Raw genomic sequence first — 24905 nt, 5'->3', positions numbered from 1 at the left:
GGGGCTCTTTGCCGCCCCCGGGGCTGGATAAGGTGGAGGCCATCCCCTTATCGGCTGTGGACCCCAGGAGCGGACCATGAACGTTGTGACCCCGGGCGGCGGCGACAGCGTGGCGGCTCGTTCCTGGCCGGGCGTGCTGAACCCGCTGCTGCGCGGCGAGAACCTGACCTCGGACGACACCGCGTGGGCCATGGACCGCATCATGAGCGGCGAGGCGACCGACGCGCAGATCGCCGGGTTCGCGGTCGCGCTGCGGGCCAAGGGGGAGACGGTCGACGAGGTCACCGGACTCGTACGGACGATGTACGCGCACGCCAACACCATCCACGTGCCGGGCCGTACGGTCGACATCGTGGGGACCGGCGGTGACCTGGCCAGAACGGTCAACATCTCCACCATGTCGGCGATCGTCATCGCGGGAGCCGGAGCCAAGGTCGTCAAGCACGGAAACCGTGCCGCCTCGTCGGCGAGCGGGGCGTCAGACGTCCTGGAGAAGCTGGGCGTCAACCTCGAACTGACGCCGCAGCGGGTCGTGCAGGTCGCCGAGGAAGCGGGCATCACCTTCTGCTTCGCGGTGAAGTTCCACCCCGCTCTGCGGTACGCGGCCAAGGCCCGCAAGGAGCTCGGTGCGCAGACCACGTTCAACATCCTGGGTCCGCTCACCAACCCGGCCCAGGTGCGCGCCCAGGCCGTCGGGGTCGCCGATCTCCGGATGGCGCCCATCGTGGCGGGCGTGCTCGCAGACCGCGGCAACTCGTCCCTGGTCTTCCGCGGCGACGACGGCCTCGACGAGCTGACGACCACGGCGACTTCACGGGTCTGGGTGGTCCGGGACGGTGCGGTGCGCGAGGAGGCGTTCGATCCGCGTGACGTCGGCCTGGAGCTGGTGCCCGTGGAGGCCCTGCGAGGCGCCGACGCCTCGTACAACGCGGATGTGGCCCGACGGCTGCTGGACGGCGAGACCGGGCCGGTACGCGACGCCGTGCTGCTCAACACCGCGGCGGCACTGGCCGCCCTGGACGCCGGGCCGGGCACGCTGAACGAGCAGATCGCCGCCGGGATCGTACGGGCCGCCGAGTCGATCGACTCCGGCGCGGCCAAGCGGGTGCTGGAGCGCTGGGTGGCGGCCAGCAACGCCTGAAACAGGCGCGGTACGCACAGGGGCGCGGTCCGGATGCCGGACCGCGCCTTGCGTATGTCCGCACGTATGGCAAGATGCTGCGCAGGTCATGAGTGACAGCGAATAGGCCCCGGCTCGCTGTCCGGCAACCCTCCGTCCGTGGCGGGGTGCCCCGGGTGAAGACCAGGCCGTAGGCAGCGAGGTCTACGGCAAGCGCGGGCCCCTCGGCATCTGTGAATGCCAACCCCCGGGGTCCTGGTCCCTAGGGAGTCTCTTGTGAGCAAGCGAATGCGTTAGGGCCTCTCCGCCCTTCTCCGCGCACCCTCTTTCCCTTTCTCCTGCGCTGCCGCGTACACGTCGGCGCGCAGAATTCGCCTGCCTGTTACGGGAGTTCGCCATGTCTGTCTCCGCCGCTGCCCTCGACCAGTCCATTTGTGCACCGCTGCCGGTTCTGGGCAAGGACGTCACTGTTCCGCTCGTTACGGGCGGAGAAGTCACCTATGCCGCCCTCGACTACGCGGCCAGCGCCCCGGCACTCCAGCGGGTCTGGGACGACGTCGCCGCGTACGCCCCGTACTACGGCAGCGTCCACCGGGGTGCCGGCTACCTCTCGCAGCTCTCCACGGACCTCTTCGAGAGCAGCCGCAGGACCGTCGCGGAGTTCCTCGGCTGCCGGGCCGATGACCAGGTGATCTTCACCCGTTCGACGACCGACTCCCTCAACCTGCTCGCCGCCGCGCTCCCCGCGGACTGCCAGGTGTTCGTCTACGAGACCGAGCACCACGCCTCGCTGCTGCCGTGGCGCGATGCCCGCGTGACCTACCTCAACGCCCCCCGTACGCCGGGGCAGGCCGTCGAGGCCCTGGAGCGGGCGCTCGCCGAGCGCGACCCCCGCTCGGCGTCCGAGGGCGAGAATGGCAGCCGAGGCGGAGCGAAGCGCAGCGGCCCGGCGCTGGTCTGCGTCACCGGTGCCTCCAACGTCACCGGGGAGCTCTGGCCGGTCAGGGAACTGGCCGCAGTCGCCCACGCCCACGGTGCCCGCATCGTGCTGGACGCCGCGCAGCTCGCCCCCCACCACCCGGTGGACATCGCGGAGCTGGACGTCGACTGGGTCGCCTTCTCCGGACACAAGCTGTACGCGCCGTTCGGCTCGGGAGTCCTCGCGGGCCGCGCCGACTGGCTCCAGGACGCGGAGCCGTACCTGGCCGGCGGCGGGGCCTCGCGCAAGGTCGCCCGGCGCACCGACGGCGGCGTGGACGTGGAGTGGCACACCACCGCGGCCCGCCACGAGGCCGGTTCGCCCAACGTCATCGGCGTCTACTCGATCGCCTCCGCCTGCAAGGCGCTCACCGAGGCGGGCTTCGACACCCTCGTCGCCCGTGAGCAGCACCTCGTCTCGGAGGTCCGCGCCGGTCTCGCCGAGGTCCCCGAGGTCCGGGTGCTCTCCCTGTTCGGCGACGACGCCCCGCGGGTCGGCGTCATCTCGTTCGTCGTCGACGGCTGGAACAGCTCGCACTTCGCCGCCGCGCTCTCCGCGGAGTACGGCATCGGCGTCCGCGACGGACTGTTCTGCGCCCACCCGCTGGTGCGGACCCTGCTGGGCAGTGCCCCGCAGGACCCGGGCGAGTGCGGCGCCCCGGAGGCCGGGCCGGGCGAGCGGTCGCTGAACGCGATCCGGGTCAGCTTCGGTGCCGGTACGCCGGACGAGCACGTCGAGCGTTTCGTACGGGCGGTCAAGGAGCTGGTCCGTGAGGGCGCCCAGTGGAAGTACCGCACGGAGGACGGCCGCTGCGTCCCGGACCGCGGAACGGCTCAGGTCTAGGGTCCCGGGCGCCGGGGGACCGCAACACGTCGGCCGGGCACGGACTTCACCTCGTGCCCGGCCGACGCGCGACGAGGGTTCTAGGCGTCCAGGCCGATCGCGAAGGCCGCTTCGAGGTCGTGCTGCGAGTACGTACGGAACGCCACATGCGTGTCGGTTCCCTCGACGCCCGGGATCTTGCTGATCCGGCCGGGGATCACGTCGGCGAGATCGTCGTGCCTGGCCACGCGGACCATGGCGATCAGGTCGTACGTACCGGTGACCGAGAAGACCTCGCTGACACTGTCCAGCGCGGCGATGGCCTCGGCGATCTCCGGAATCCGGTCCACGCTGGTTTTGATGAGCACGATCGCGGTGATCACGGCTGGCTTTCTCCCTCGGTGGCCGTGGCTGGAGACTTCACTCTAGCCCCACGGTGGTAGCACACCCAGGCGTAGAGGAACCCGGCGGCGAAGCCCGCGATGTGGGCGAGATACGCCACGCCCGGGCTGTTCCCCACGCTCTGCGCCGCCAGCCACTGAAGGATGAACCAGAAGATCAGCACGATCCAGGCGGGGAAGCGCAGCGGCAGGAAGAAGAGGAACGGGAAGATGCTGGTGACCCGGGCCTTGGGGAAGAGGTGGAGGAACGCGCCGAGCACCGCGGAGATCGCCCCCGACGCGCCGACCAGTGTCTGGTCGGACTCGGCGTGCGCCACCGCGTAGACGAGCAGGGCCAGATAGCCGCAGCAGAGATAGAAGACGGCGAACCCGAGGTGGCCCATGCGTTCCTCGGCCATCGCCCCGAACACGTAGAGGAACAGCATGTTCCCGAGCAGATGCAGCCAGCTGCCGTGGACGAAGAGCGCGGTGAGCGGGGTGAGCAGCGCGCGCGTCGAGCCCTCCCAGAGTTCGCTGGGGATCACGCCCCACCGCTCGAAGTACGCGGCCTGCGCGGCGAGCAGCCGGTCGGCCGTGCCGTAGGAGGCGTTGAACCCGGACAGCGGGCTGATCAGGAAGACGGCGCAGCACAACGCGATGAGCCCGTAGGTGACGGGCGCTCCGTCCGCGGCGGCCACCCCGCGGACTCTTCTCGCCTTGTCCCGCCAATCGACTTCCCGCCAATCGATCATGTACAGAGCATGACGCACCGGGGGAGATCGGGACAGACCGCCTCGCCGTGTCTCCGGGTATGCCCGAGGCCGTAGGGTTACCACAGGACATCCGCAGTTCGACGGCGCACCGCGAGATCGTTGAAACAGACAGCTTCAGGCTCGACGAACGACGAAAGAGGACGCAACGATGACGACGGTCCCCATGCCGACCGACGGGACCCGCTGGCGCTGCACGCTCTGCGGAAACCTCACCCGGTTCGACGTGACCCGCTCCTCCAAGGTCGTGGAGTACGTCCATCTGGACCTGGCCGGGGAGTCGAGCGTCGAGGAGCGCGAGGTGGTCAGTGAGACCATCGAGTCGGTGCGCTGCCGCTGGTGCAACGCGGTGGACCAGATCGAGCTGGTAGACAGGCCGGGCGCCGACTCCTGACGGGGCCGCGGACAAACATATTGGGGTGACGGATGGTGGAGCAGCCGAACAGCGGCGCCGAACCGGCCGATGAGGCCGAGGGCGCCGTCGAGGCACTCGACCGCCCGCTGCCCGAGGGAGTGCGACGGCGGGTCATCGCGCTGGTCTCGGACGCGTTCGGCGGCCTGACCGTCGGCGAACTTCCCACGCAGCTCAGACAGTACGCCCGTTTCACTCCGACCCGGCGCGCCAAGTTCGCCGGGAACGCGATGGCGGCTGCCCTGGAGAGCGAGCCGGTGTTCCGCCGGCGCATCGGTGAGCGGATCGCCCAGACGCAGCCCGAACTGGCGGCCTCGCTGGAGGCCGGAGCTCCGCCCGCGGCCGCCGATCCCGTCGATGTGGCCGCCGCGGCCTACGTGCTGCGGCCGGCCGGCTGGGTCAAGCTGGTCGAGGCCGCCGGTGAAGAGGTCCAGCGGGCCGACGCCGAGAGGGCCGACGAGGAGACCCGGCGCGAGCTGGAGCAGCTGCGCGAGGAGCTGGCCCAGGCCCGCAGCCAGACGAAGAGCGAGACCGAGCGGCTGCGTGCCGAACTCGACGCCGCCCGCAAGGAGGCGGAATCGCTGCAGCGCAAACTCCGCAGCGCCCTCAGCGAAGTGAAGCGCAGCGAGGCGGCCCTGCGCCGCGGTGGTGCTGAGGCCGACGCCGTACGGGCCGAGGCCGCGGTGCAGATCTCGGCCGCCGAGAGCGAGTCCCGGCGGCTGAAGGCGCGGCTCGGCGAGGCGGAGGCATCCGTCGAGGCGAGCCGCAGGGCCGCCAGGGAAGGGCGCTCGGTCGAGGACATGCGGCTGCGGCTGCTGCTGGACACGGTGCTCGACGCGGCGCAGGGACTGCGGCGCGAACTGGCCCTGCCGCCCTCGTTCATCCGTCCGGCGGACAGTGTCGAGGCCGTCGAGCCTGGCCGGATGTCGCCCAAGGACATTGCCGCCAGGGCCCTTTCGGAGACCGATCCGGCCCTGCTCGACCAGTTGCTCGCGCTGCCCCAGGCGCATCTGATCGTCGACGGCTACAACGTCACCAAGACCGGGTATCCGCAGATGCCGCTGGAGAAGCAGCGGTTGAGGCTGCTGGGCGGTCTCTCGGTCCTGGCGGCGCAGACGGGGGCGGAGATGACCTGTGTGTTCGACGGGGCGGAGCTGGCTGCTCCGGTCCTGCTCGCGCCACCGCGCGGGGTGCGGGTGCTGTTCAGCAAGGCGGGCGTGACCGCCGACGAGCTGATCAGGCAACTGGCCCGCGCGGAACCGCCCGGCAGGCCCGTCGTGGTGGTCTCCACCGACCGCGAAGTGGCCGACGGAGTGGCGAAGGCGGGTGCGAGGCCCGTCGCGTCCGCCTTGCTCCTGAAGCGGCTTTCGCGCGTCTGACGCGTTGTGTCCCGCATGTGTGACATGCCGCTTTTTTGGGAACGTACCGTCAAGTTGTCGCTACAGGCGGTGTGGTGTGACCAAAGAAGTGCCTGGTGTGGCGAGATTTTGCTCGTGAGGATTTGAACTGATCACAAGTTGGTCACTAAGGTCAGGCCTCGAACCTTCGCACGGTTGATCACCCATCCGGGGTGGCAGCGAAGGAACCGCCGAGTCCGTGATCGCACGGAGCCGGGGATTTCCCTCCCCCACAGCCCGGTAGGCGGCTCGAGGAAGAAGGAGCTCGCCTTCGTGGCGTCCCACCGTCGTCCCAAGCAGCCGAGCCGCACCCGCGTGACCGTGCTCACCGCTACCGCCGCTGCGGCCGTGGCTCTGACCTCTCAGGCGGCGCACGCCGATCCCAAGCCGACCAAGAACGAGGTCAAGGCAAAGGTCGACAAGCTCTACCACGAGGCCGAGGCGGCCACCGAGAAGTACAACGGCGCCAAGGAGCAGCAGGACAAGCTCAAGAAGCAGGTCGACGCGCTCCAGGACAAGGTCGCCCGCGGCCAGGACGATCTCAACACCCTGCGCGGCGAGCTCGGTTCGCTCGCCACCGCGCAGTACCGCTCCGGCGGCATCGACCCGTCCGTCCAGCTCTTCCTCGCCTCGGACCCGGACAGCTTCCTCGACAAGGCGTCGGCGCTCGACCAGCTGACCGCCAAGCAGACCGAATCGCTGCAGAAGATCCAGGGCAAGCAGCGCACCCTGGCGCAGCAGCGCAAGGAGGCCCAGGAGAAGCTGGGCGACCTCGCCGACGTGCGCAAGGCGCTCGGTGAGAACAAGAAGAAGTTCCAGGGCAAGCTCGCTGACGCACAGCAGCTCCTCAACACCCTGACCGAGGCCGAGCGCGAGAAGATGCGCCAGGAAGAGGTCCGCGCCAGCCGGGCGTCGAGCGAGCGGGTCAGCCTCGGCAACGAGGTCCCCGCGTCCGCCCGCGGAGCCGCCGCGCTCCAGGCGGCCTCCACGCAGCAGGGCAAGCCGTACGTCTCCGGCGGCACGGGCCCCAGCTCGTTCGACTGCTCCGGTCTGACCCAGTGGGCCTACGCCCAGGCCGGTGTCCAGATCACCCGCACCACCTACACCCAGATCAACGACGGTGTACGGATCGGGCGCAGCGCGCTGAAGCCGGGCGACCTGGTCTTCTTCAACAACACCTCGCACGTGGGCCTGTACGCGGGCAACAACCAGATCCTGCACGCCCCGAAGCCGGGCACCGTGGTCCGTTACGAGTCGATGGATTACATGGGCACCTTCCAGTTCGGCGTGCGCATCTGACGCCCGAACGGGCGAATTGCGCCACGCTTCGCTGACGCCCCGCCCCGCCGGAGACCAAGGTCACCGGCGGGGCGGAGCTGTTTGCCCGCCCTCCCGCCTCCGGCGTGGTCTTTGGCCGTCGCGTAGTCGGCCGATTACTGTCTGTCTGCTGTGCGGCTCCCGGTCGTCGTTCCGCCCGTCCCGGGCGGCAGGGGCCGCGCACCGTCCGCGTCCAGCGGGCGGGTACGCGGAAGGGAGTGCGGCTTCCTGTGGTGTCCCATCGCCGTTCCACACAGTCCGGCCTCGACCGGACCGTCCGGGTCACTGTCCTTTCGGCCGCCGCGGCGACCGCGGCGGCCACGCTCGGGGCCGCCCCGGTGAGCGCCGACCCGCAGGACACGCACGAGGCCGCCAAGGCCCGGGTCGACCGGCTGTACGGCGAGGCCGAGAAGGCCACCGAGCGTTACAACGAGGCCGGGGAGAAGGTCGACCGGCTGCGTGGCGAGGTGACCCGGGCGCAGGACGCGGCGGCCCGCGGCCAGGAGGACGTCAACCGGATGCGCACGGCCCTCGGTTCGCTCGCCGGCGCGCAGTACCGCACCGGCGGCATCGACCCGTCGATCGCGCTGCTGCTCTCCTCGGACCCGGACACCTTCCTCGACAGGGCCGCCACCCTCGACCGGCTGGCCGCGCGGCGGACCGTCGAGCTGCACAGGCTCCAGAGCTCGATGCGCACGGTCGCCCAGACCCGCGCGGAGGCCACCAGGTCCCTCGCCCAGCTGGAGAGCAGCCGGGCCGCCGTCACCCGCCACAAGCGCACCGTCGAGGGCAAGCTCGCCCAGGCCCGGCAGCTGCTGAACTCCCTGCCCGCCGAGGACCGCGAGGCCCGGGACCGTGCCTCACGCTCGGGTCGCGACGAGCCGGTCCCCGCCCTCTCGGACCAGGCGCCGGGCTCGGGGAGGGCCATGGCCGCCCTCATGGCGGCCAGGCACGCGCTCGGGCTCCCGTACGTGTGGGGCGCCAACGGGCCCAGCGGCTTCGACTGTTCCGGGCTCATGCAGTGGGCGTACGCCCAGGCCGGGGTCAGCCTCCCGCGCACCTCCCAGGCCCAGCGCCACGCCGGCCGGATGGTGCCGCTCTCCGAGGCCCGCCCCGGGGACCTCGTCGCCTACCGCGCGGACGCGAGCCACATCGGGATGTACGCGGGCGACGGCCAGGTCATCCACGCCCCGTACCCCGGCGCCCCGGTGCGCTACGACCCCGTCGGCATGATGCCCGTCTCCTCGGTCACCCGCCTGTGACCGTACGATCGGCAGGATGGCTGTTCAGAGACGTGAGACGGGGTGCGAGCTGGCCCGGGCGCGGCGCGCGGCGGGTGCCGTGCTCGCCGGGCTGCTGTTCGCGTCCGCCTGCACGTCCCCCGGTGACTCGGCCCGGGACACGGCCGCCCAGGAGATCCGCGCCACCCTCGACCGCCGGGCGACGGCGGTCCTGAACCACGATCCGGCCGGATATCTGGCCGTGCTCGCCCCGAAGGCCGCGGCCCTGCGGGCCGCCCAGCGCGCGGAGCTGGCCAACCTCGCCGACGTACCGCTGAAGTCGTGGTCGTACGACGTGAAGACCGTGACCCCGCACGGCACCGGCCGGGCCACCGCGGACGTCGACCTCCGGTACCGGATCAAGGGCTACGACCGTGCCCCCGTCTCCGCCGCCCGCACCCTGGAGCTGGCCCGGGACGGCGCGGACGGCCGCTGGTACATCGCCGCCGACCGGCCGGCCGAGGGCGCCGCGGGCCAGCTGTGGCAGCAGGGCGACGTCCAGGTCGTCCGGGGCAGCCACAGCCTCGTCCTCGGAGTGGGCCGCTCCGACGCCGAGCTGCGCCGGATCGCCGGCACCGCCGACCGCGCCGTGCCGGCCGTCTCCGCCGCCTGGCCGGAGTCCTGGGTGCGCCGGGTGGTCGTGCTCGTACCGGACTCGGTGGAGGACATGGCGGGGCTGCTGGGCTCACCCGAGGCGAGTTACCGGGGCATAGCGGCCGTCACCACCGGTGAGGTCGGCGGCTCGGGCAGGGCTCCGGGCGCCGCCGACCGGGTGATCGTCAATCCGCAGGCGTACGCGATGCTCGGCGCGTTCGGACAGCAGATCGTCCTCACGCACGAGACCACCCATGTCGCGACCCGGGTCCGCACCTCCCCTGCCACGCCGGTCTGGCTCTCCGAGGGCTTCGCCGACTGGGTCGCCTACCGCGACGAGAGCCGCCCGGCCGGCCTGGTCGCGCCCGAGCTGGCCGAAGCGGTCCGCGGTGGCGAGCTGCCCGCCGAGCTGCCCGTCGACGCGGACTTCGGCTTCGGCGGCGCCGCCGGGAAGCTCGCGAGGGCGTACGAGGGGGGCTGGATGGCCTGCGAGCTCATCGAGGACCGCTGGGGCGAGGAGAAGCTGATCGCCTTCTACAAGGCCGTGGGGGGCCATCCAGGGCGGGACGGGGCGGTGGAGCAGGCGCTGCACACGGTGCTCGGTACGACTCCGCAGGAGTTCACCGCGAGCTGGCGGGACTATCTGGCGGCACGGCTCGGCTGACGGCTCTCCGGGCCGTCGGCCGAGTCCGCGAGAGGCGCCCTCCCGGCCCCGGCCGGCACGGTCTCCCGCCACAGCCGCAGCCCGGCGGCCAGCGTGGCGGCGACCAGCAGCCCGTTGCGTACGAGGAGCAGCCCCACGCCCACCGCGTCACTGGCGACGACGTGCGCGAAGCCGAGCGGGAACTCCAGCAGCGTGACACCCGTGGCCACCAGCACCAGACAGGCGGGCAGCACCATCCGGCTGCCCCGGAACACCAGGCAGACGGCCGCCAGACCGACCAGCCACAGCATGTACTGGGGGCTGATGACCCGGCTGGTCGTGGTGAACAGCAGGACCGCTGTGAACGCCGCGTCCGCCGGAGTGTGCGCCGCGAACGTCCGGGCCCGCAGCCGCCACACCAGCAGCCAGCCGAAGGCGAGCACCGTCAGCCCCATGGCGAGCGTGGACACCAGCGGGACGTACGGGCCGGTGAACTCCATCGAGCCGTAGCGCAGCTCCACCCCGCCCCGCCAGCCGAACTGCCGGGCCACGTGGAACACCAGCGCCCCCAGCGACTCGATCTCGGTGCCCCGGTCCCGCTGGAACGACAGGAACGCGAACGCGCCGGGCAGCGCCGCCGCGCACAGCACGGCCAGCGTCACCGCCGTCGTCGCGGCGGCCACCCACGCCCTGCGGCTCGTCCGCCCCCGCGCGGTGCCCACCAGCAGCAGCGCCGGCCACACCTTCAGCAGCGCCCCGAGGGCGGCCAGCGCCCCGAGCACCCGTGGGCGGCGCACCCCGGCCAGCAGGGCCGCCACCGCGACCGCGGTGACCATCAGGTCGTACCGGGCGTACGCGGTGGGGCCGAGGAGCGGCACCCCCGCCACCCACACCCAGGCACCCGCGCCACTCCTGCCCGGCCGCCGCCGCGCGTGCAGCAGCAGGCCGAGGACCAGCGCGTCGCAGAGCAGGACCAGGAGGTAGAAGGCCGGCGGGTAGTCCAGGAACGGCAGCAGGGCGGGGGAGAGGACGGCGAGGGCGGCGACGGGCGGGTACTGCCAGGTGACGTCGTCGACCGGGAAGGTGCCGCTCCGCAGCACCTCGTACCAACCGTGGTAGATCACCGACACGTCGCTCGTGACGTCCGGCCCCGGGACAGTGAAGACCTTGAAGACGCAGAGCAGCAGCGTCGCTCGGGTGAGGGCCCACACCGCGAGGGACAGACGTGTTCCGGTTGCTCCCGTCATGACTGTCCCATCCGGTTCGGCGGCGCTTACGGAGAGCCATGATGCCGGGCGGGACGGTGCGGGAGCGATGAAGCGGGGCCGTTCGGTACTGTCGGCGGCGATGGACAAGACCCTGATCGTGACGAACGATTTCCCGCCCCGGCCCGGTGGTATCCAGGCGTTCCTGCACAACATGGCGCTGCGCGTGGACCCCGGACAGCTCGTCGTGTACGCCTCCACCTGGAAGCGCGGCGCCGAGGGCGCCGCGGCCACCGCCGCCTTCGACGCCGAGCAGCCCTTCACGGTCGTGCGCGACCGTACGACGATGCTGCTGCCGACCCCCCGGGTCACCCGGCGAGCGGTCCAGCTGCTGCGGGAACACGGCTGCTCTTCCGTCTGGTTCGGCGCCGCGGCCCCGCTCGGCCTGATGGCACCGGCCCTGCGCAGGGCCGGTGCCAGCCGGATCGTGGCCACCACCCACGGGCACGAGGCGGGGTGGGCCCAGCTGCCCGCCTCCCGGCAGCTGCTGCGCCGCATCGGCGAGGGCACGGACACGATCACGTACCTCGGCGAGTACACGCGCTCCCGGATAGCCGCCGCGCTCACTCCGCGGGCGGCGGGCCGCATGGTCCAGCTGCCGCCCGGGGTCGACGAGAAGACCTTCCACCCGGCCTCGGGAGGGGACCGGGTCAGGGCCCGGCTCGGCCTCTCCGACCGGCCCGTCGTCGTCTGTGTGTCACGCCTCGTGCCGCGCAAGGGCCAGGACACCCTGATCCTCGCCATGCCCGCGATCCTCGCGCGGGTGCCGGACGCGGTGCTCCTGATCGTCGGCGGCGGACCGTACGCCGGGGAACTGAGGAAGCTGGCCGCCGAGACGGGCGTGACGGACTCGGTGCGCTTCACCGGGCCGGTGCCGTGGGAGGAACTGCCCGCCCACTACGGCGCCGGCGACGTCTTCGCGATGCCCTGCAGGACCCGGCGCGGCGGGCTCGACGTCGAGGGCCTCGGCATCGTCTACCTGGAGGCGTCCGCGACCGGCCTGCCGGTGGTGGCGGGCGACTCCGGCGGCGCGCCCGACGCGGTACTCGACGGTGAGACCGGCTGGGTGGTGCGGGGCGGCTCCGCCGAGGATTCGGCCGACCGGATCGTCACCCTGCTCGGCGATCCGGAGCTGCGGCGGCGGATGGGGGAGCGGGGCAGGGCCTGGGTCGAGGAGAAGTGGCGCTGGGACCTGCTCGCCGAGAAGCTCAAGGAGCTCCTCTGAGCAGTTGACGACGCGTCAACGCGCCTGCGCGAAAGGGCCCGTCTCCACCAGGAGACGGGCCCTTTCGCGCAACAGCGCGTTCAGGCGCGGTAGATGGACTCGACCTCGTCGGCGAAGTCCTTCGCCACCACGTTCCGCTTCAGCTTCAGCGAGGGCGTGATGTGGCCCGCCTCCTCGGTGAACTGGGCGGCCAGGATGCGGAACTTGCGTACGGACTCGGCCTTGGACACCGCGGCGTTGCCGTCGTCCACGGCACGCTGCACCTCGGCCAGCAGCTCCGGGTCCTCGCGCAGCGACACGGCCGTCGAACCGACGGGCTTGCCGTGCTCCTCGGCCCAGCGGCCCAGGAACTCCTCGTCCAGGGTGACCAGCGCGCCCACGAACGGACGGCCGTCACCGACCACCATGCACTCCGCCACCAGGGCGTGCGCGCGGATCCGGTCCTCGATCACGGCCGGGGCGACGTTCTTGCCGCCCGCCGTCACGATGATCTCCTTCTTGCGGCCGGTGATCGCGAGGTAGCCGTCCTCGTCGAGCGTCCCGATGTCACCGGTGTGGAACCAGCCGTCGGCCAGTGCCTCGGCCGTCGCGGTCTCGTTCTGCCAGTAGCCCGTGAACAGGTGCTCGCCGTGCAGCAGCACCTCGCCGTCGTCGGCGATCCGCACGACCGAACCGGGCAGCGGCTGACCGACCGTGCCGATCTTCTGCCGGTCCCACGGGTTGAAGGCGGTGGCCGCGCAGGTCTCTGTCAGGCCGTAGCCCTCCAGGACCGTGAAACCGATACCGCGGTAGAAGTGCCCGAGCCGCTCACCGAGCGGCGCACCGCCGGAGATCGCGTACTCGCCCCGGCCGCCGAGCACCGCCCGCAGCTTGCTGAAGACCAGTTTGTCGAAGACCTTGTGCTTGACCTTGAGACCGAGGGCCGGGCCCTGCGGGGTGCCCAGCGCCCGGCTGTACGCGATGGCCGTGTCGGCCGCCCGGTCGAAGATCTTGCCCTTGCCGTCGGCCTGCGCCTTGGCGCGCGCCGAGTTGTAGACCTTCTCGAAGACCCGCGGCACACCGAGGATCAGCGTCGGCCGGAAGGCCGCCAGCTCATCGGTGAGGTTCTTGATGTCCGGCACGCAGCCGAGCTTGATCGGGGCCATCACCGAGGCCACCTCGACCAGCCGGCCGAAGACGTGCGCGGCGGGGAGGAAGAGGAGTACGGAGCACTCGCCGGTACGGAAGAGGGGTTTCAGCCGCTCGACCACGTTGCCGCACTCCGCGAAGAAGCTGCGGTGGGTCAGCACGCAGCCCTTGGGGCGGCCCGTGGTGCCCGAGGTGTAGACGATGGTGGCCGGGTCGTCGGCCTTGGCGCTCACCGTGCGCAGATCCATGGTCTCGTCGGAGACCTCCGCCCCGGCGGTGGTCAGGCCGTCGACCGCGCCCTTGTCGATCTGCCACACGTGCTGCAGAGCGGGGAGACCGTCGCGCACGGAGGCGACGGACTCGGCGTGGGCGTCGCTCTCCACGATGACGGCGACGGCACCCGAATCGCCGAGTATCCACTGGACCTGCTCGGGGGAGCTCGTCTCGTAGACCGGGACCGTGACCGCACCGGCGCTCCAGATCGCGAAGTCCAGCTGCACCCACTCGTAGCGGGTGCGCGACATCAGGGCGACCCGGTCGCCGGGCTGCACGCCCGCCGCGATCAGGCCCTTGGCCGCGCTTCTGACCTCTGCGAGGAACTGGGTGGCGGTGACGTCCGTCCAGACGCCGGCCACCTTGCGGCTCATCACCGCGACTTCGGGATGCTGAGCGGCATTGCGGCGGATGAGATCCGTCAGGTTGCCGTCCGAGGGGACCTCGTACAGGGCCGGAAGGCTGAACTCGCGCAAGACTGCTGCTCCTCATCGGGCTCCGGTGCCACGGCTCTGTGTGACGCACCGGATGCGGTCCAAGACTGGCACGTGCTCCGTGGGGTGAGCACGACTGGACTGCCCGGACGTTACCCACCGGTACGTGGTTCCCGATAGGGGGTTCCGGCCAGATGTCTTATGCATCACACATAGAGGTGGGCCTTCCGCGCACAGTAGTGCACCGACGTGACGACCCGGAAGTAACCGCAGGTCCGGCCGCCCCTACCCAGGCAGAGGACCGAGATCTAGGGTGATCGGATGCGAGGCAGCGGAGTGGACGGCCGGAGCGTGGCCGTAAAGAGCGGTACGCGCATCCACGTGGTCAGCGACGTGCACGGCAACACCGAGGCGCTGGCCCGCGCCGGGGACGGCGCCGACGCCCTCATCTGCCTGGGTGACCTGGTGCTCTTCCTCGACTACGCCGACCACTCGCGCGGCATCTTCCCCGACCTCTTCGGCGTGCAGAACGCCGACCGCCTCGTCGAACTGCGCACCGCCCGCCGCTTCGAGGAGGCCCGCGCGTTCGGCCGCGCCCTGTGGGCGGGCATGGACCGCAACGCCGCCATCGTCGCCGCCGTGCGCAAGCAGTACGCGGAGATGTTCGCCGCCCTGCCCACCCCGACGTACGCCACCTACGGCAACGTCGACATCCCCGGCCTCTGGCCCGAGTACACGGCCCCCGGCACCACCGTCCTGGACGGCGAGCGCGTCGAGATCGGCGGCCGGATCTTCGGCTTCGTCGGCGGCGGGCTCAAGACCCCGATGAACACGCCGTACGAGATCAGCGACGAGGAGTACGCGGCCAAGGTCGAGGCGCTCGGGCCGGTGGACGTGCTCTGCTCGCACATCCCGCCCGACGTCCCCGAGCTGACGTACGACACCGTGGCGCGCCGCTTCGAGCGCGGCAGCCGGGCCCTCCTCGACGCCATCAGGCGCACTCGCCCCAGGTACGCGCTTTTCGGCCATGTCCACCAGCCACTGGTCCGCCGGATGCGCATCGGCGTCACCGAGTGCGTCAACGTCGGTCACTTCGCCTCCACCGGGCGGCCATGGGCCCTGGAGTGGTGACGCGGACCGCGGAACGACGACCGTCCCGTACGCGATAGCCTGCACGCGGCAGACCTCTGCCGAACGCGACCGGTACACCGCACTGGAGGGCCACGGCGATGGCTGAACACACCAGCTCGAGCATCATGATCGAGGCCGCACCGGCCGACGTCATGGGCGTGATCGCCGACTTCGACCGCTATCCCGAGTGGACCGGCGAGGTGAAGCAGGCCGAGGTCCTGGCCGGCGACGACCGGGGCCGCGCCGAGCAGGTCCGCCTGGTCCTGGACGCCGGAGCGATCAAGGACGACCACGTCCTCGCGTACACCTGGACCGGTGAGAACGAGGTCAGCTGGACCCTCGTGAAGTCCCAGATGCTGCGGGCCCTCGACGGCTCGTACACCCTGGCACCCGTCGGCGACCGCACCGAGGTCACCTACCGGCTGGCCGTCGACGTCAAGATCCCGCTCCTCGGCATGATCAAGCGCAAGGCGGAGAAGGTCATCATCGACCGGGCCCTCGCCGGACTGAAGAAGCGCGTCGAGTCCGTCCAGCGGGGCTGACCGCGTGCGTACGGTCCTGGTCACCGGCCCCGGCGGTGCGGGCCGTACGACGGTCGCCGCGGCGACCGCACTGGCCGCGGCCCGCACCGGCCTGCGCACCCTGCTCGTCTCCGCCGACGCCGTACCCGGATTCCCCGCCGGTACGGAACCCGTCGAGGTCACCGACGGTCTGCGGTACGCCCGGATCGACTCCGGCGCACACTTCCGCGACGAACTCGTCGGCCTCCAGGACCGCGCGTCCGGACTCCTCGGCCTGCTCGGTGCCAACCGCCTCGACGCCGAGGAACTGACCGAACTGCCCGGCAGCGCACAGCTCGCGCTCCTCCACACCCTGCACCGCGCCGCCGAGGGCGACTGGTCGAAGGACGGCACGGACGTCCTCGTCGTCGACCTTCCGCCGCTGCGCGAGGCACTCGCCGTGCTCGCCCTGCCCGAGCAGCTGCGCCGCTACCTGCGCCGCCTCCTGCCGCAGGAACGCCAGGCCGCACGGGCCCTGCGCCCGGTCCTCGCCCAGCTCGCCGGAGTGCCCGCACCCGCGCAGTGGCTGTACGAGGCCGCCGCCCGCAAGGACGCCGAGCTGGCCGCCGTCCAGGCCCTGATCGAGGATGGATCGACGACCGTACGACTGGTCGCCGAACCCGGCACGGCTGCCGAGGACGCCCTGCGCACCGCCCGTACCGGACTCGCCCTGCAGGGCCTGCGCGTGGACGCGCTCGTGGCCAGCCGGGTGCTGCCCCGGCACTCTCAGGACCCCTGGTTCGCCGGTCTCGCCGCCCAGCAGGAGAAGTGCCTCGGCCACTGGGCGCAGGAATGGGCCCCCGGGACACTGCGCGAGGCGGCCCACCTCGGCCACGATCCGCGGGGCCTGGACGATCTGGCCCTCCTCGTCGGCGGCCTCGCCCCCGACGGCCGCACACCCGGCCGCGCCGACGGCCCCTGGTGGATCGAGGACACTCCCGGACCTGACACCTCCGGTGAGCCGGCCGAGGCGACCCTCGTCTGGTGCCTGCCGCTGCCCGGCGCCGGTAAGAAGGACGTCCACCTGGTCCGCCGCGGTGACGAACTGCTCCTCACCGTCGGCCCGTTCCACCGGATCGTGCGCCTGGAGCCGGGACTGCGCCGCTGTGCCGTCTCCGGAGCCGCGCTCACCGACGGCGTGCTGCGCGTCCGGTTCACGCCCGACCCGGCGCTCTGGCCGCGGACCCGATGAACGGTTTACCCCCGTTCGGGTAACGTCGGTACTACGTCACCCTTGCCGCAGGAGCCCGCCATGAGTGAATCCACCGATCGTCCCGTCGACGGCGACGCGTGGGCCGATGCCTGCGCCGAGGACCTCGAAGCCGAGAAGGCCAGGCGCCGCGCCCAGTACGGGCCGCAGCCCGGATCCGCCGCCGAGGAACTGCGCAAGCTGGTCGACGCGGTGGCCGACAAGGTCGCCTCGCTCCAGTCGCCGCTGCTCGGCGTGGCCGCCCAGGGAGCCGTCCAGCAGGTCATCAAGCAGGCGAAGTCCGCGGTCGAGCCCGTCATCGAACGCAATCCGGACCTCTTCGACCATCTCGCGGCAGCGGGCAACGAACTCCTGGCCGCCTACCGCTCGGCCGTCGAGGGCCAGGAGGCCCGCTGGACCCGGACCACCGAGGGCGCGGGCGGTGCGGACACCCCGAAGAAGGCCGCCGAGAACCCGTCCGACCCCCGGGACGAGGGCCCCGGCGGCAGCGAGCACATCGACCTGGACTGACCGCGGGCCGGAGGCAGAAGGCCCGTGGCCTTCCCTGCCTCGGGTACGGTTGGCCGTAGCGGGGCTCGACCGAAACTGAGGGATTCATGGGACTCACCATCGGCGTCGATATCGGCGGCACGAAGATCGCGGCTGGAGTGGTCGACGAAGAGGGCCAGATCCTCTCGATGTTCAAGGTATCGACCCCGCCGACGGCCGAAGGCATCGTCGACGCCATCTGCTCAGCCGTGGCCGGAGCGAGCGAGGGCCACGACGTCGAGGCGGTCGGCATCGGCGCTGCCGGATATGTCGACGACAAGCGCGCCACCGTGCTGTTCGCACCGAACATCAAGTGGCGCCACGAGCCGCTGAAGGACAAGGTCGAGCAGCGGGTCGGCCTGCCGGTCGTCGTCGAGAACGATGCCAACGCCGCGGCCTGGGGCGAATACCGCTTCGGAGCAGGCCAGGGCCACGACGACGTCATCTGCATCACGCTCGGCACGGGCCTGGGCGGCGGCATCATCATCGGCAACAAGCTGCGGCGCGGACGCTTCGGCGTGGCCGCCGAGTTCGGCCACATCCGGGTCGTCCCGGACGGTCTGCTCTGCGGCTGCGGCAGCCAGGGCTGCTGGGAGCAGTACGCCTCCGGGCGCGCGCTCGTCCGGTACGCGAAGCAGCGCGCCAACGCCACCCCGGAGAACGCCGCGATCCTCCTGTCGCTCGGCGACGGCACGGTGGAGGGCATCGAGGGCAAGCACGTCAGCGCCGCCGCCCGCCAGGGCGACCTGGTCGCCGTCGACTCGTTCCGTGAGCTGGCCCGCTGGGCCGGAGCCGGACTCGCCGACCTCGCCTCGCTCTTCGACCCGTCCGCGTTCATCGTCGGCGGCGGCGTCTCGGACGAGGGCGAACTCGTCCTCGACCCGATCCGCAAGTCCTTCCGGCGCTGGCTGATCGGCGGCGAGTGGCGCCCGCACGCGCAGGTGCTCGCCGCTCAGCTCGGCGGCAAGGCCGGCCTTGTCGGCGCGGCCGACCTGGCCCGCCAGGGCTGAGTCCACAGCACGACCGGACGCCCGTCGCGCCCTCTGGGGAGCGGCGGGCGTCCGTCGTATCGTGAAGCACATGGTCATGACGCCGCTGCCCGACTCCCGTACCCAGCCGGACGGTTCAGCCGTCATCAGAGTGCTCAGCTACAACGTGCGGTCGATGCGTGACGACACCGAGGCCCTGGCCCGTGTCATCCGCGCCTGCCGTCCCGATCTGGTCTTCGTCCAGGAGGCCCCGCGCTTCTTCCGCTGGCGCAAGGCGGCCGCCAGGCTCGCCGCCCGTACCGACCTGGTGGTCCTCGGCGGCGGCGCCACGGCTGCCGGGCCCCTCCTGCTCTGTTCGCTGCGGGCCACGGTGGAGCGGACCGAGGACGTGCTGCTGCCGCTCACCCCCGGCCTGCACCGCAGGGGCTTCGCCACCGCCGTGGTGCGGATCGCAGGGACCCGGATCGGGCTCCTGAGCTGCCATCTCAGCCTTCAGCGCGAGGAACGCCTGGCCCAGGTGGACCTCCTGCTCGAACGGCTGGACGCGATGCAGGTGCCCCATGCCATCGCGGCCGGTGACCTCAACGAGGGACCGGGAGGGCGGGCGTTCGAGCGGCTGGCCGGGCGGCTCCAGGACTGCCGGGCCGTACGCCCCTGGGGTGGCGAGCACACCTTCTCGCCGGACGATCCCCGGCGGCGCATCGACGCGGTCTTCGCCACGGAGGGTATCGAGGTGCTCGGCTGCGGTGTTCCGTCGGGGCTCGCGGGCATCACCGAAGTGGACCTGCGGGCCGCCACGGACCACCTTCCGGTGCTGGCGGCACTCCGGGTGCCCGCCCTGTCCTCGACGGCCCGACAGACCTGACCGTACGGGTGTCGCGTCAGGTCTCGTGTCATGCGCGACGCATCAGACCACCGCGCCGCGCCCCGGGTCGTCGTCTTCTTCGTCGTCGTGGGGCATCCGCGCCACCAGCGTCGCGAAGCCGCCGAGGAAACCGCCGATGCAGAGCGTGGTGAGCCACCACGTCATCTCCCACTGCAGCAGCACGGCGACCAGCATCAGGACGGGGCCGCCGACGACCGCGAGCCAGGCGAACTTCGCCGTGACGTCGGCCTCCGGCAGCGGCGGCGGCTCCGGAGGGACGAAATGCCCCTCTTCGCTGTCGTCCGGGCCGTCGGCGTCGCCGTCCTTGGGCTCCTCGACCTCGTAGTCGCGCGGACCCGCGACCCCGGGCGCGAAGACGACGGAACTGCCCAGCGCCTTCTTCTCCGGGGGCTTCGCCGGTTTCGGCTTGCCCGCACCCTTGTCCACGTCGTCGTCGCCCGTGCCCGCGTCCGGCTCCAGGACGTTCAGCTGGTCGTCCTCCAGCAGCGCCAGATCCTCGATCGACTTGAAGGGCTTGGCGCCCGGCGGGTCCGGCGGCTCGTCGCCGTACCCCGCGACGATGGCCTCCCAGGCCGCGTCCTCGTCGATCGGCCGGGCGTCCTCGGTCCCCTCGGGGACATCGGTGCCCTCCGTGGGACGCGGTTCGCGCTCCTCGTCACTGCCTGTGCGCTCCGCGTCGTGCTCAGCCACCGGACGTGCTCCCCTTCTTCCCGACGCTGGGTGCGAGGCGGCCGACGAACGAGTAGCTCTCCTCGAAGATCCGCTCCGCATCATGGTCCAACGTCGCCACGTGGTAGCTCTGTTCCAGGAGGATCTCCTCGACGTCCGTCGACGACACCCGGCTCAGGATGCGGGCCGAGTCGGCGGGCGGCACCACGTGGTCCTGCGGGCTGTGCAGCAGCAGGAGCGGCTGGGTGACCTGCGGCAGCTCGGCGTCGACCAGGCGGAAGAAATTGCGCACCGAATGGGCCGAGTGCAGCGGCACCCGGTCGTAGCCGACCTCCTCGGCGCCCGCCAGCGCGATGTCGCTGGTGAGGCCCTTCGTCGTCCGCACGAGATGACGGGCGACCGGCAGGGCGTACGCCGACAGGCCGTGCACCTTGTTCGCGGGGTTCACCAGCACCAGGCCCGTGATCGCGTCCCCGTGCTTCGCCGCCAGCCGCAGCGACAGGGCACCGCCCATGGAGAGCCCGAAGACGAAGACCTGGCTGCACCGCTCCCGCAGGACGCGCAGCTCCCGGTCCACCTCCGCGTACCAGTCCTGCCAGCCGGTGACGGCCATGTCCTCCCAGCGGGTGCCGTGCCCGGGCAGCAGCGGGAGCGAGACGGTCAGCCCCCGCTCCGCGAGGTAGTCGGCCCAGGGGCGCAGCGACTGCGGCGATCCGGTGAATCCGTGACAGAGAAGGACGCCGATCTCTCCGCCCTCGTGGCGGAAAGGCTCGGCTCCAGGGAGGACCGGCACCGGGGTCTCCTGTTCGTGAGGCTGTGACGGGTGGGTGACGCGCGCGTAAGGGGGTGGAGCGGTGGGGCTGAAAGGGGAGTGCGAAGAAGGATTACTTCACCGTACGCGACCGGACCGACACCGACCAGGGCCGTCACCGCTGACAGCCGCGGGACCGGCCGCCGGCGCCGTCCCGTGCCGGGCGGGAGCGCGGGCGATGCCACAGGTTAAGGTCTGTCGGACAGCACACAGGAGGCACCCGAGTTGATCTACGGCGCAATGAAGTTCTCCATCGGCGGCTCTCTGAAGCTCGCGTTCAGGCCGTGGGTGGAGGGCCTGGAGAACATCCCCGAGCAGGGGCCGGCGATCCTCGCGAGCAACCATCTGTCGTTCTCCGACTCGTTCTTCCTGCCGGCCGTACTCGACCGCAAGGTCACCTTCATCGCGAAGGCCGAGTACTTCACGGCTCCCGGGGTGAAGGGCAGGCTCACCGCGGCCTTCTTCAAGGGGGTCGGCCAGCTCCCGGTGGACCGCTCCGGGGCCCGCGGCGCCGGTGAGGCGGCCATCAAGGCGGGCATACAGGTCATCGAGAGCGGCGGGCTCTTCGGTATCTACCCCGAGGGCACCCGCTCGCCCGACGGCCGTCTCTACCGCGGCAAGCCCGGTGGCCTCGCCCGGGTGGCCCTCGCCACCGGTGCGCCCGTCATCCCTGTCGCGATGATCGACACGGAGAAGATCCAGCCGCCCGGGCAGGTGATGCCCAAGCTGATGCGACCGGGCATCAGGATCGGCAAGCCGCTCGACTTCAGCCGCTACCAGGGCATGGACGGCGACCGCTTCATCCTGCGTTCGGTGACCGACGAGGTCATGTACGAGATCATGAAGCTCTCCGGCCAGGAGTACGTCGACATCTACGCGACGGCGGCCAAGCGGCAGCTCGCGGACGAGGCGAAGCTCCGGGCCGAGGACGAGAAGCGCGCACAGAAGCAGCGGCACGAGGCGGGCACGGCGGATGCCGCGCACGCCGGGGACAAGGACGGAACGGAGCGGACCGGCGCGTAGCCGCGTCGCTGTCCGTCCGGGGGGTGGGGGAGATGACCAAGCGCGAGCGGGTCGTACGCATGTCCGTGGAGCAGCCGTTGTGGCGTGCTCTGACCGCGTACCGCCTGCTGACCATGGTCTACGCGGTGATCCTCGCCGTCCTCGGCCGTGAGAAGTACGAGCGGCCGTGGGTGGCCGTCGCCTATCTGGCCGTGATGGTCCTGTGGACGCTCGCCACCCTCCCCAAGGTCGCCGGCGCGGTGCGCTGCACCAAGCGCTTCCTCGGTGCGGACCTCGTCATAGCCCTCACCGGCATCCTCCTCACCCCGCTCGCCGACTTCGACGCCCGGTACGTCGACGGCCCGACCCTTCCCTCGATCTGGACGGCCGGCTCCGTCCTGGCGTTCGCCATCAAGGGCGGCTGGCGCTGGGCGGCCTTCGCCTCCACGTTCGTCGCCGTCGCCAACATCATCGAGCGCGGTCACCCCAGCCGGGACACCGTGCACAACGTCCTTCTGGTCTGGGTCGCCTCCATCGCCATCGGGTACGTCGTCGAGGTGGCCCGCGCCAGTGAACGCACCCTGGCCCGCGCCCTGGAGATCGAGGCCACCACCCGCGAGCGGGAGCGGCTGGCCCGCGACATCCACGACAGCGTGCTCCAGGTCCTCGCGATGGTGCAGCGCCGCGGCTCGGCGCTCGGCGGCGAGGCCGCCGAACTGGGCAGGATGGCCGGCGAGCAGGAAGTGGCCCTGCGCACGCTCGTCTCCAGCGGCCTCGTTCCCACCACCCGGGTCTCCGAGGACGCGGCCGACGGCGCCGTCGTCCGGACCGTCGAGGTCGACGACGACCGGGCCGGGGGAGCCGACTGCGATCTGCGCGCCCTGCTCGCCCCGCACGCGGGCTCCCGGGTCAGCTTCGCGGAACCAGGTGCTCCGGTGCTGCTGCCGCCGGAGGCCGCCCGGGAGCTCGCCGCGGCTGTCAGTGCCGCCCTGGACAATGTGCGGGTGCACGCAGGACAGGACGCCCAGGCATGGATTCTCGTCGAGGACGAGCGTGACGAAGTGATCGTGACCGTCCGGGACGACGGCCCGGGCATCCCGGAAGGCAGGCTCGCCCAGGCGGAGGGCGAGGGCCGGCTGGGGGTGGCCCTGTCCATCCGCGGACGGCTGCGTGACCTGGGCGGCACGGCCGCGTTGATTTCGGTGCCCGGCCAGGGCACGGAGGTCGAGTTGAAGGTTCCGAAGGTTTCACGGGGGAAGGCAGGATCGGCCCGATGAGTACAGCGAACGAGCAGGACGCCCAGGAGCGGCCCACCAGGGTGATGGTCGTCGACGACCACCCGATGTGGCGCGACGCCGTCGCCCGCGATCTGGCGGAGTCCGGCTTCGACGTGGTGGCGACGGCCGGTGACGGCCCGCAGGCGGTGCGCAGGGCGAAGGCCGCGCGGCCCGATGTCCTGGTCCTCGACCTGAATCTGCCCGGGATGCCCGGCGTCCAGGTCTGCAAGGAGCTCGTCGGCTCCCACCCCGGCCTGCGCGTCCTGGTGCTCTCCGCGAGCGGTGAACACGCCGACGTCCTGGAGGCGGTGAAGTCGGGCGCCACGGGCTACCTGCTGAAGTCCGCCAGCACCCAGGAGCTGACCGACGCCGTGCGCTCCACCGCTGCCGGCGACCCGGTCTTCACCCCGGGCCTCGCCGGTCTGGTCCTCGGCGAATACCGCAGGCTCGCCTCCGACCCGGTGCCCGTTGCCTCCGACGAACCGAAGGCTCCGGAACTCACCGACCGCGAGACGGAAGTGCTGCGTCTGGTCGCGAAGGGCCTCTCGTACAAGCAGATCGCCGAACGGCTCGTCATCTCCCACCGCACCGTCCAGAACCACGTGCAGAACACGCTCGGGAAGCTCCAGTTGCACAACCGGGTGGAGCTCGTGCGGTACGCGATCGAGCGCGGCCTCGACGACGTCGGCTGAGCGGCGCCCTGGGGGCGCGGGCCGTATATTCGCGAGGACCGGCATATGCGCGAACACCGGTCCCTGCCCGCCTGCGCGAAATCGGGAGACGTCGTGGAAATCCTGGCCTTCGGTGTGCAGTCCGACGAGAAGCCCCTGATCGAGAACGCCTTCGCCGGACAGCACGAGGTCCGCTGCCTGGACGTCTTCCTCAACGGGGACACCGCACCGATCGCGGCGGGCTACGAGATCATCTCCACCAGCGTCAACGCCGACCTCAGCGGCAAGGTCCTCCAGACCCTCGCAGCGGGCGGCACGCAGATGATCGCCCAGCGCTCCACGGGGTTCAACAACATCGACCTCGACGTCGCCGAACGCCTGGCCCTGCGTGTCGCCCGCGTCTCGTACTACTCGCCGTACTCCGTCGCGGAATTCGCCTGGACCCTCGCGATGGCGGTCAACCGGCGCATCATCCGCGCCGCGAGCCGCACCAGGGACTTCGACTTCCGTCTCGACGGCCTCCTCGGCCGGGACATGCGCGGACGCACCGTCGGTGTGATCGGCACCGGGAAGATCGGCGAGGCGTTCACCCGGATCGCCCACGGCTTCGGCATGAACCTGCTCGGCTGGGACATCGCCGAGAACCCGGTGTGCCTGGAGCTCGGCATGAAGTACGTCGAGAAGGACCGGCTCCTCGCCGAGTCCGACCTGATCAGCCTGCACGTACCGCTGCTGCCCGCGACCCGCCACCTCATCGGCCAGGACGCCCTGGCCGCGATGAAGGACGACGCGATCCTGATCAACTCCAGCCGCGGCGGACTCATCGACACCACGGCGCTGGTCACCGAGCTGCGGGCGGGCCGCTTCACCGGGGTGGGACTCGATGTGTACGAGGCGGAGGCCGGACTCTTCTTCCTCGACAAGTCCCTCGAAGGCATCGACGACGACACCCTGGCCAGGCTGGTCACCTTCCCGAACGTCATCGTGACCTCGCACCAGGCGTACTACACCCGGGACGCGGTGGGCCAGATCATCGAAGCGACCGTGCAGAACGTCGCCGACTACCTGGCCGGCCGCCGCAGCGACAACGTCCTCGTGCCGGCCCCGCCCGCGAAGTGAGGCCCCGGCCGGC

General features: G+C 71.4%; 24 protein-coding genes and 1 riboswitch. Of the genes, 18 read left to right on the top strand and 6 right to left on the bottom strand.

Going from position 1 to position 24905, the window contains the following annotated elements:
- Positions 1–76 precede the first annotated feature (76 nt).
- Both trpD and ACFWSK_RS28625 read left to right on the top strand, forming a co-directional pair.
- A complete protein-coding gene (gene trpD, locus ACFWSK_RS28630; protein ID WP_383792134.1) occupies positions 77–1141 on the top strand; it encodes an anthranilate phosphoribosyltransferase in 1065 nt (354 codons plus the stop codon).
- 84 nt (positions 1142–1225) lie between these two features.
- A riboswitch (SAM riboswitch) is annotated at positions 1226–1342 on the top strand.
- Positions 1343–1517: 175 nt separating this feature from the next.
- Complete coding sequence (locus ACFWSK_RS28625; protein WP_383792131.1) at positions 1518–2942, top strand: aminotransferase class V-fold PLP-dependent enzyme; 1425 nt, start codon at positions 1518–1520, stop codon at positions 2940–2942.
- Positions 2943–3022: 80 nt separating this feature from the next.
- Here the strand turns inward: ACFWSK_RS28625 and ACFWSK_RS28620 are convergent, their stop codons facing one another.
- Positions 3023–3304, bottom strand: a complete 282-nt coding sequence (locus ACFWSK_RS28620; protein ID WP_003969641.1) for an Lrp/AsnC family transcriptional regulator — start codon at positions 3302–3304, stop codon at positions 3023–3025.
- Positions 3301–4053 carry a rhomboid family intramembrane serine protease gene (locus ACFWSK_RS28615; protein WP_383792128.1) on the bottom strand — a complete coding sequence of 251 codons (753 nt, stop codon included), beginning with the start codon at positions 4051–4053 and terminating at the stop codon, positions 3301–3303. Before ACFWSK_RS28615 ends, ACFWSK_RS28620 begins: the two co-directional genes overlap by 4 nt.
- A 169-nt stretch (positions 4054–4222) precedes the next feature.
- Here ACFWSK_RS28615 and ACFWSK_RS28610 point away from each other — a divergent pair, with 169 nt between their 5' ends.
- The 5 genes from ACFWSK_RS28610 to ACFWSK_RS28590 all read left to right on the top strand — a co-directional run bounded on the left by ACFWSK_RS28610 (position 4223) and on the right by ACFWSK_RS28590 (position 9735).
- Positions 4223–4465 (top strand): hypothetical protein, encoded by a 243-nt coding sequence (locus tag ACFWSK_RS28610; protein WP_328909734.1) that lies wholly within the window; start codon positions 4223–4225, stop codon positions 4463–4465.
- Between the two features lie 35 nt (positions 4466–4500).
- Positions 4501–5862 (top strand): NYN domain-containing protein, encoded by a 1362-nt coding sequence (locus ACFWSK_RS28605; RefSeq protein WP_383792176.1) that lies wholly within the window; start codon positions 4501–4503, stop codon positions 5860–5862.
- A gap of 291 nt (positions 5863–6153) precedes the next feature.
- A complete protein-coding gene (locus ACFWSK_RS28600; RefSeq protein ID WP_383792124.1) occupies positions 6154–7179 on the top strand; it encodes an NlpC/P60 family protein in 1026 nt (341 codons plus the stop codon).
- A 248-nt stretch (positions 7180–7427) separates the two neighbouring features.
- Positions 7428–8459, top strand: coding sequence for an NlpC/P60 family protein (locus ACFWSK_RS28595; RefSeq protein ID WP_383792121.1), 1032 nt, complete (start codon positions 7428–7430; stop codon positions 8457–8459).
- A 16-nt stretch (positions 8460–8475) separates the two neighbouring features.
- Positions 8476–9735, top strand: a complete 1260-nt coding sequence (locus ACFWSK_RS28590; RefSeq protein WP_383792118.1) for a hypothetical protein — start codon at positions 8476–8478, stop codon at positions 9733–9735.
- Here the strand turns inward: ACFWSK_RS28590 and ACFWSK_RS28585 are convergent.
- Entirely contained in the window at positions 9711–10961 is a 1251-nt protein-coding gene (locus ACFWSK_RS28585) for a glycosyltransferase 87 family protein (protein WP_383792116.1), read from the bottom strand. The two genes, ACFWSK_RS28590 and ACFWSK_RS28585, sit on opposite strands and share 25 nt — an antisense overlap.
- 100 nt (positions 10962–11061) lie before the next feature.
- On the opposite strand from ACFWSK_RS28585, the gene ACFWSK_RS28580 reads away from it, so the two are divergent.
- Positions 11062–12204, top strand: coding sequence for a glycosyltransferase family 4 protein (locus ACFWSK_RS28580; RefSeq protein ID WP_383792174.1), 1143 nt, complete (start codon positions 11062–11064; stop codon positions 12202–12204).
- A gap of 80 nt (positions 12205–12284) precedes the next feature.
- Here ACFWSK_RS28580 and ACFWSK_RS28575 read toward each other — a convergent pair whose 3' ends face one another.
- Positions 12285–14081 carry an AMP-dependent synthetase/ligase gene (locus tag ACFWSK_RS28575; protein WP_383792113.1) on the bottom strand — a complete coding sequence of 599 codons (1797 nt, stop codon included), beginning with the start codon at positions 14079–14081 and terminating at the stop codon, positions 12285–12287.
- A 279-nt stretch (positions 14082–14360) separates the two neighbouring features.
- Between ACFWSK_RS28575 and ACFWSK_RS28570 the strand changes: the two genes are divergently transcribed.
- The 6 genes from ACFWSK_RS28570 (at position 14361) to ACFWSK_RS28545 (ending at position 19322) form a co-directional block, all read left to right on the top strand.
- Positions 14361–15170, top strand: a complete 810-nt coding sequence (locus tag ACFWSK_RS28570) for a metallophosphoesterase (protein ID WP_383792110.1) — start codon at positions 14361–14363, stop codon at positions 15168–15170.
- A 98-nt stretch (positions 15171–15268) separates the two neighbouring features.
- The gene (locus ACFWSK_RS28565; RefSeq protein WP_383792107.1) at positions 15269–15712 is read left to right on the top strand and encodes an SRPBCC family protein; all 444 of its coding nucleotides are present in this window, start codon (positions 15269–15271) and stop codon (positions 15710–15712) included.
- 4 nt (positions 15713–15716) lie between these two features.
- Entirely contained in the window at positions 15717–16922 is a 1206-nt protein-coding gene (locus ACFWSK_RS28560) for an ArsA family ATPase (protein ID WP_383792105.1), read from the top strand.
- A 60-nt stretch (positions 16923–16982) separates the two neighbouring features.
- Complete coding sequence (locus ACFWSK_RS28555; protein ID WP_383792102.1) at positions 16983–17450, top strand: DUF5304 domain-containing protein; 468 nt, start codon at positions 16983–16985, stop codon at positions 17448–17450.
- An 86-nt stretch (positions 17451–17536) separates the two neighbouring features.
- Positions 17537–18478, top strand: coding sequence for an ROK family glucokinase (locus tag ACFWSK_RS28550; RefSeq protein WP_382737914.1), 942 nt, complete (start codon positions 17537–17539; stop codon positions 18476–18478).
- Positions 18479–18548: 70 nt separating this feature from the next.
- Positions 18549–19322 carry an endonuclease/exonuclease/phosphatase family protein gene (locus ACFWSK_RS28545; protein ID WP_383792098.1) on the top strand — a complete coding sequence of 258 codons (774 nt, stop codon included), beginning with the start codon at positions 18549–18551 and terminating at the stop codon, positions 19320–19322.
- Positions 19323–19364: 42 nt separating this feature from the next.
- Here ACFWSK_RS28545 and ACFWSK_RS28540 read toward each other — a convergent pair whose 3' ends face one another.
- The gene (locus ACFWSK_RS28540) at positions 19365–20033 is read right to left on the bottom strand and encodes a hypothetical protein (RefSeq protein ID WP_383792095.1); all 669 of its coding nucleotides are present in this window, start codon (positions 20031–20033) and stop codon (positions 19365–19367) included.
- Complete coding sequence (locus ACFWSK_RS28535) at positions 20026–20805, bottom strand: alpha/beta hydrolase (RefSeq protein ID WP_383792092.1); 780 nt, start codon at positions 20803–20805, stop codon at positions 20026–20028. The genes ACFWSK_RS28540 and ACFWSK_RS28535 overlap by 8 nt, the downstream gene beginning before the upstream one ends.
- Positions 20806–21048: 243 nt before the next feature.
- On the opposite strand from ACFWSK_RS28535, the gene ACFWSK_RS28530 reads away from it, so the two are divergent.
- From ACFWSK_RS28530 to ACFWSK_RS28515, 4 genes are all read left to right on the top strand, one after another.
- The gene (locus ACFWSK_RS28530; RefSeq protein WP_383792090.1) at positions 21049–21846 is read left to right on the top strand and encodes a lysophospholipid acyltransferase family protein; all 798 of its coding nucleotides are present in this window, start codon (positions 21049–21051) and stop codon (positions 21844–21846) included.
- A gap of 32 nt (positions 21847–21878) precedes the next feature.
- On the top strand, positions 21879–23102 hold the full coding sequence (gene macS / locus ACFWSK_RS28525; RefSeq protein WP_383792087.1) for a MacS family sensor histidine kinase: 1224 nt from the start codon (positions 21879–21881) through the stop codon (positions 23100–23102).
- A complete protein-coding gene (locus ACFWSK_RS28520) occupies positions 23099–23794 on the top strand; it encodes a response regulator (RefSeq protein ID WP_383792084.1) in 696 nt (231 codons plus the stop codon). Before macS ends, ACFWSK_RS28520 begins: the two co-directional genes overlap by 4 nt.
- Positions 23795–23887: 93 nt before the next feature.
- On the top strand, positions 23888–24892 hold the full coding sequence (locus ACFWSK_RS28515; protein WP_383792171.1) for a 2-hydroxyacid dehydrogenase: 1005 nt from the start codon (positions 23888–23890) through the stop codon (positions 24890–24892).
- Positions 24893–24905 lie beyond the last annotated feature (13 nt).

The organism is Streptomyces sp. NPDC058620, from assembly GCF_042717135.1.
GTDB lineage: Bacteria > Actinomycetota > Actinomycetes > Streptomycetales > Streptomycetaceae > Streptomyces.
Note: the sequence above shows the minus strand (reverse complement) of the source record. Positions and strands in the feature narration are given on the sequence as shown.

Bases quoted from the DNA above. Each gene is read 5' to 3' on its own strand.
- ACFWSK_RS28610 (WP_328909734.1), top strand. From the start codon at position 4,223: ATGACGACGGTCCCCATGCCGACCGACGGGACCCGCTGGCGCTGCACG.
- trpD (WP_383792134.1), top strand. From the start codon at position 77: ATGAACGTTGTGACCCCGGGCGGCGGCGACAGCGTGGCGGCTCGTTCC.
- ACFWSK_RS28545 (WP_383792098.1), top strand. From the start codon at position 18,549: ATGGTCATGACGCCGCTGCCCGACTCCCGTACCCAGCCGGACGGTTCA.
- ACFWSK_RS28550 (WP_382737914.1), top strand. From the start codon at position 17,537: ATGGGACTCACCATCGGCGTCGATATCGGCGGCACGAAGATCGCGGCT.
- ACFWSK_RS28590 (WP_383792118.1), top strand. From the start codon at position 8,476: ATGGCTGTTCAGAGACGTGAGACGGGGTGCGAGCTGGCCCGGGCGCGG.
- macS (WP_383792087.1), top strand. From the start codon at position 21,879: ATGACCAAGCGCGAGCGGGTCGTACGCATGTCCGTGGAGCAGCCGTTG.
- ACFWSK_RS28555 (WP_383792102.1), top strand. From the start codon at position 16,983: ATGAGTGAATCCACCGATCGTCCCGTCGACGGCGACGCGTGGGCCGAT.
- ACFWSK_RS28615 (WP_383792128.1), bottom strand. From the start codon at position 4,053: ATGATCGATTGGCGGGAAGTCGATTGGCGGGACAAGGCGAGAAGAGTC.
- ACFWSK_RS28625 (WP_383792131.1), top strand. From the start codon at position 1,518: ATGTCTGTCTCCGCCGCTGCCCTCGACCAGTCCATTTGTGCACCGCTG.
- ACFWSK_RS28565 (WP_383792107.1), top strand. From the start codon at position 15,269: ATGGCTGAACACACCAGCTCGAGCATCATGATCGAGGCCGCACCGGCC.
- ACFWSK_RS28570 (WP_383792110.1), top strand. From the start codon at position 14,361: ATGCGAGGCAGCGGAGTGGACGGCCGGAGCGTGGCCGTAAAGAGCGGT.
- ACFWSK_RS28585 (WP_383792116.1), bottom strand. From the start codon at position 10,961: ATGACGGGAGCAACCGGAACACGTCTGTCCCTCGCGGTGTGGGCCCTC.
- ACFWSK_RS28580 (WP_383792174.1), top strand. From the start codon at position 11,062: ATGGACAAGACCCTGATCGTGACGAACGATTTCCCGCCCCGGCCCGGT.
- ACFWSK_RS28520 (WP_383792084.1), top strand. From the start codon at position 23,099: ATGAGTACAGCGAACGAGCAGGACGCCCAGGAGCGGCCCACCAGGGTG.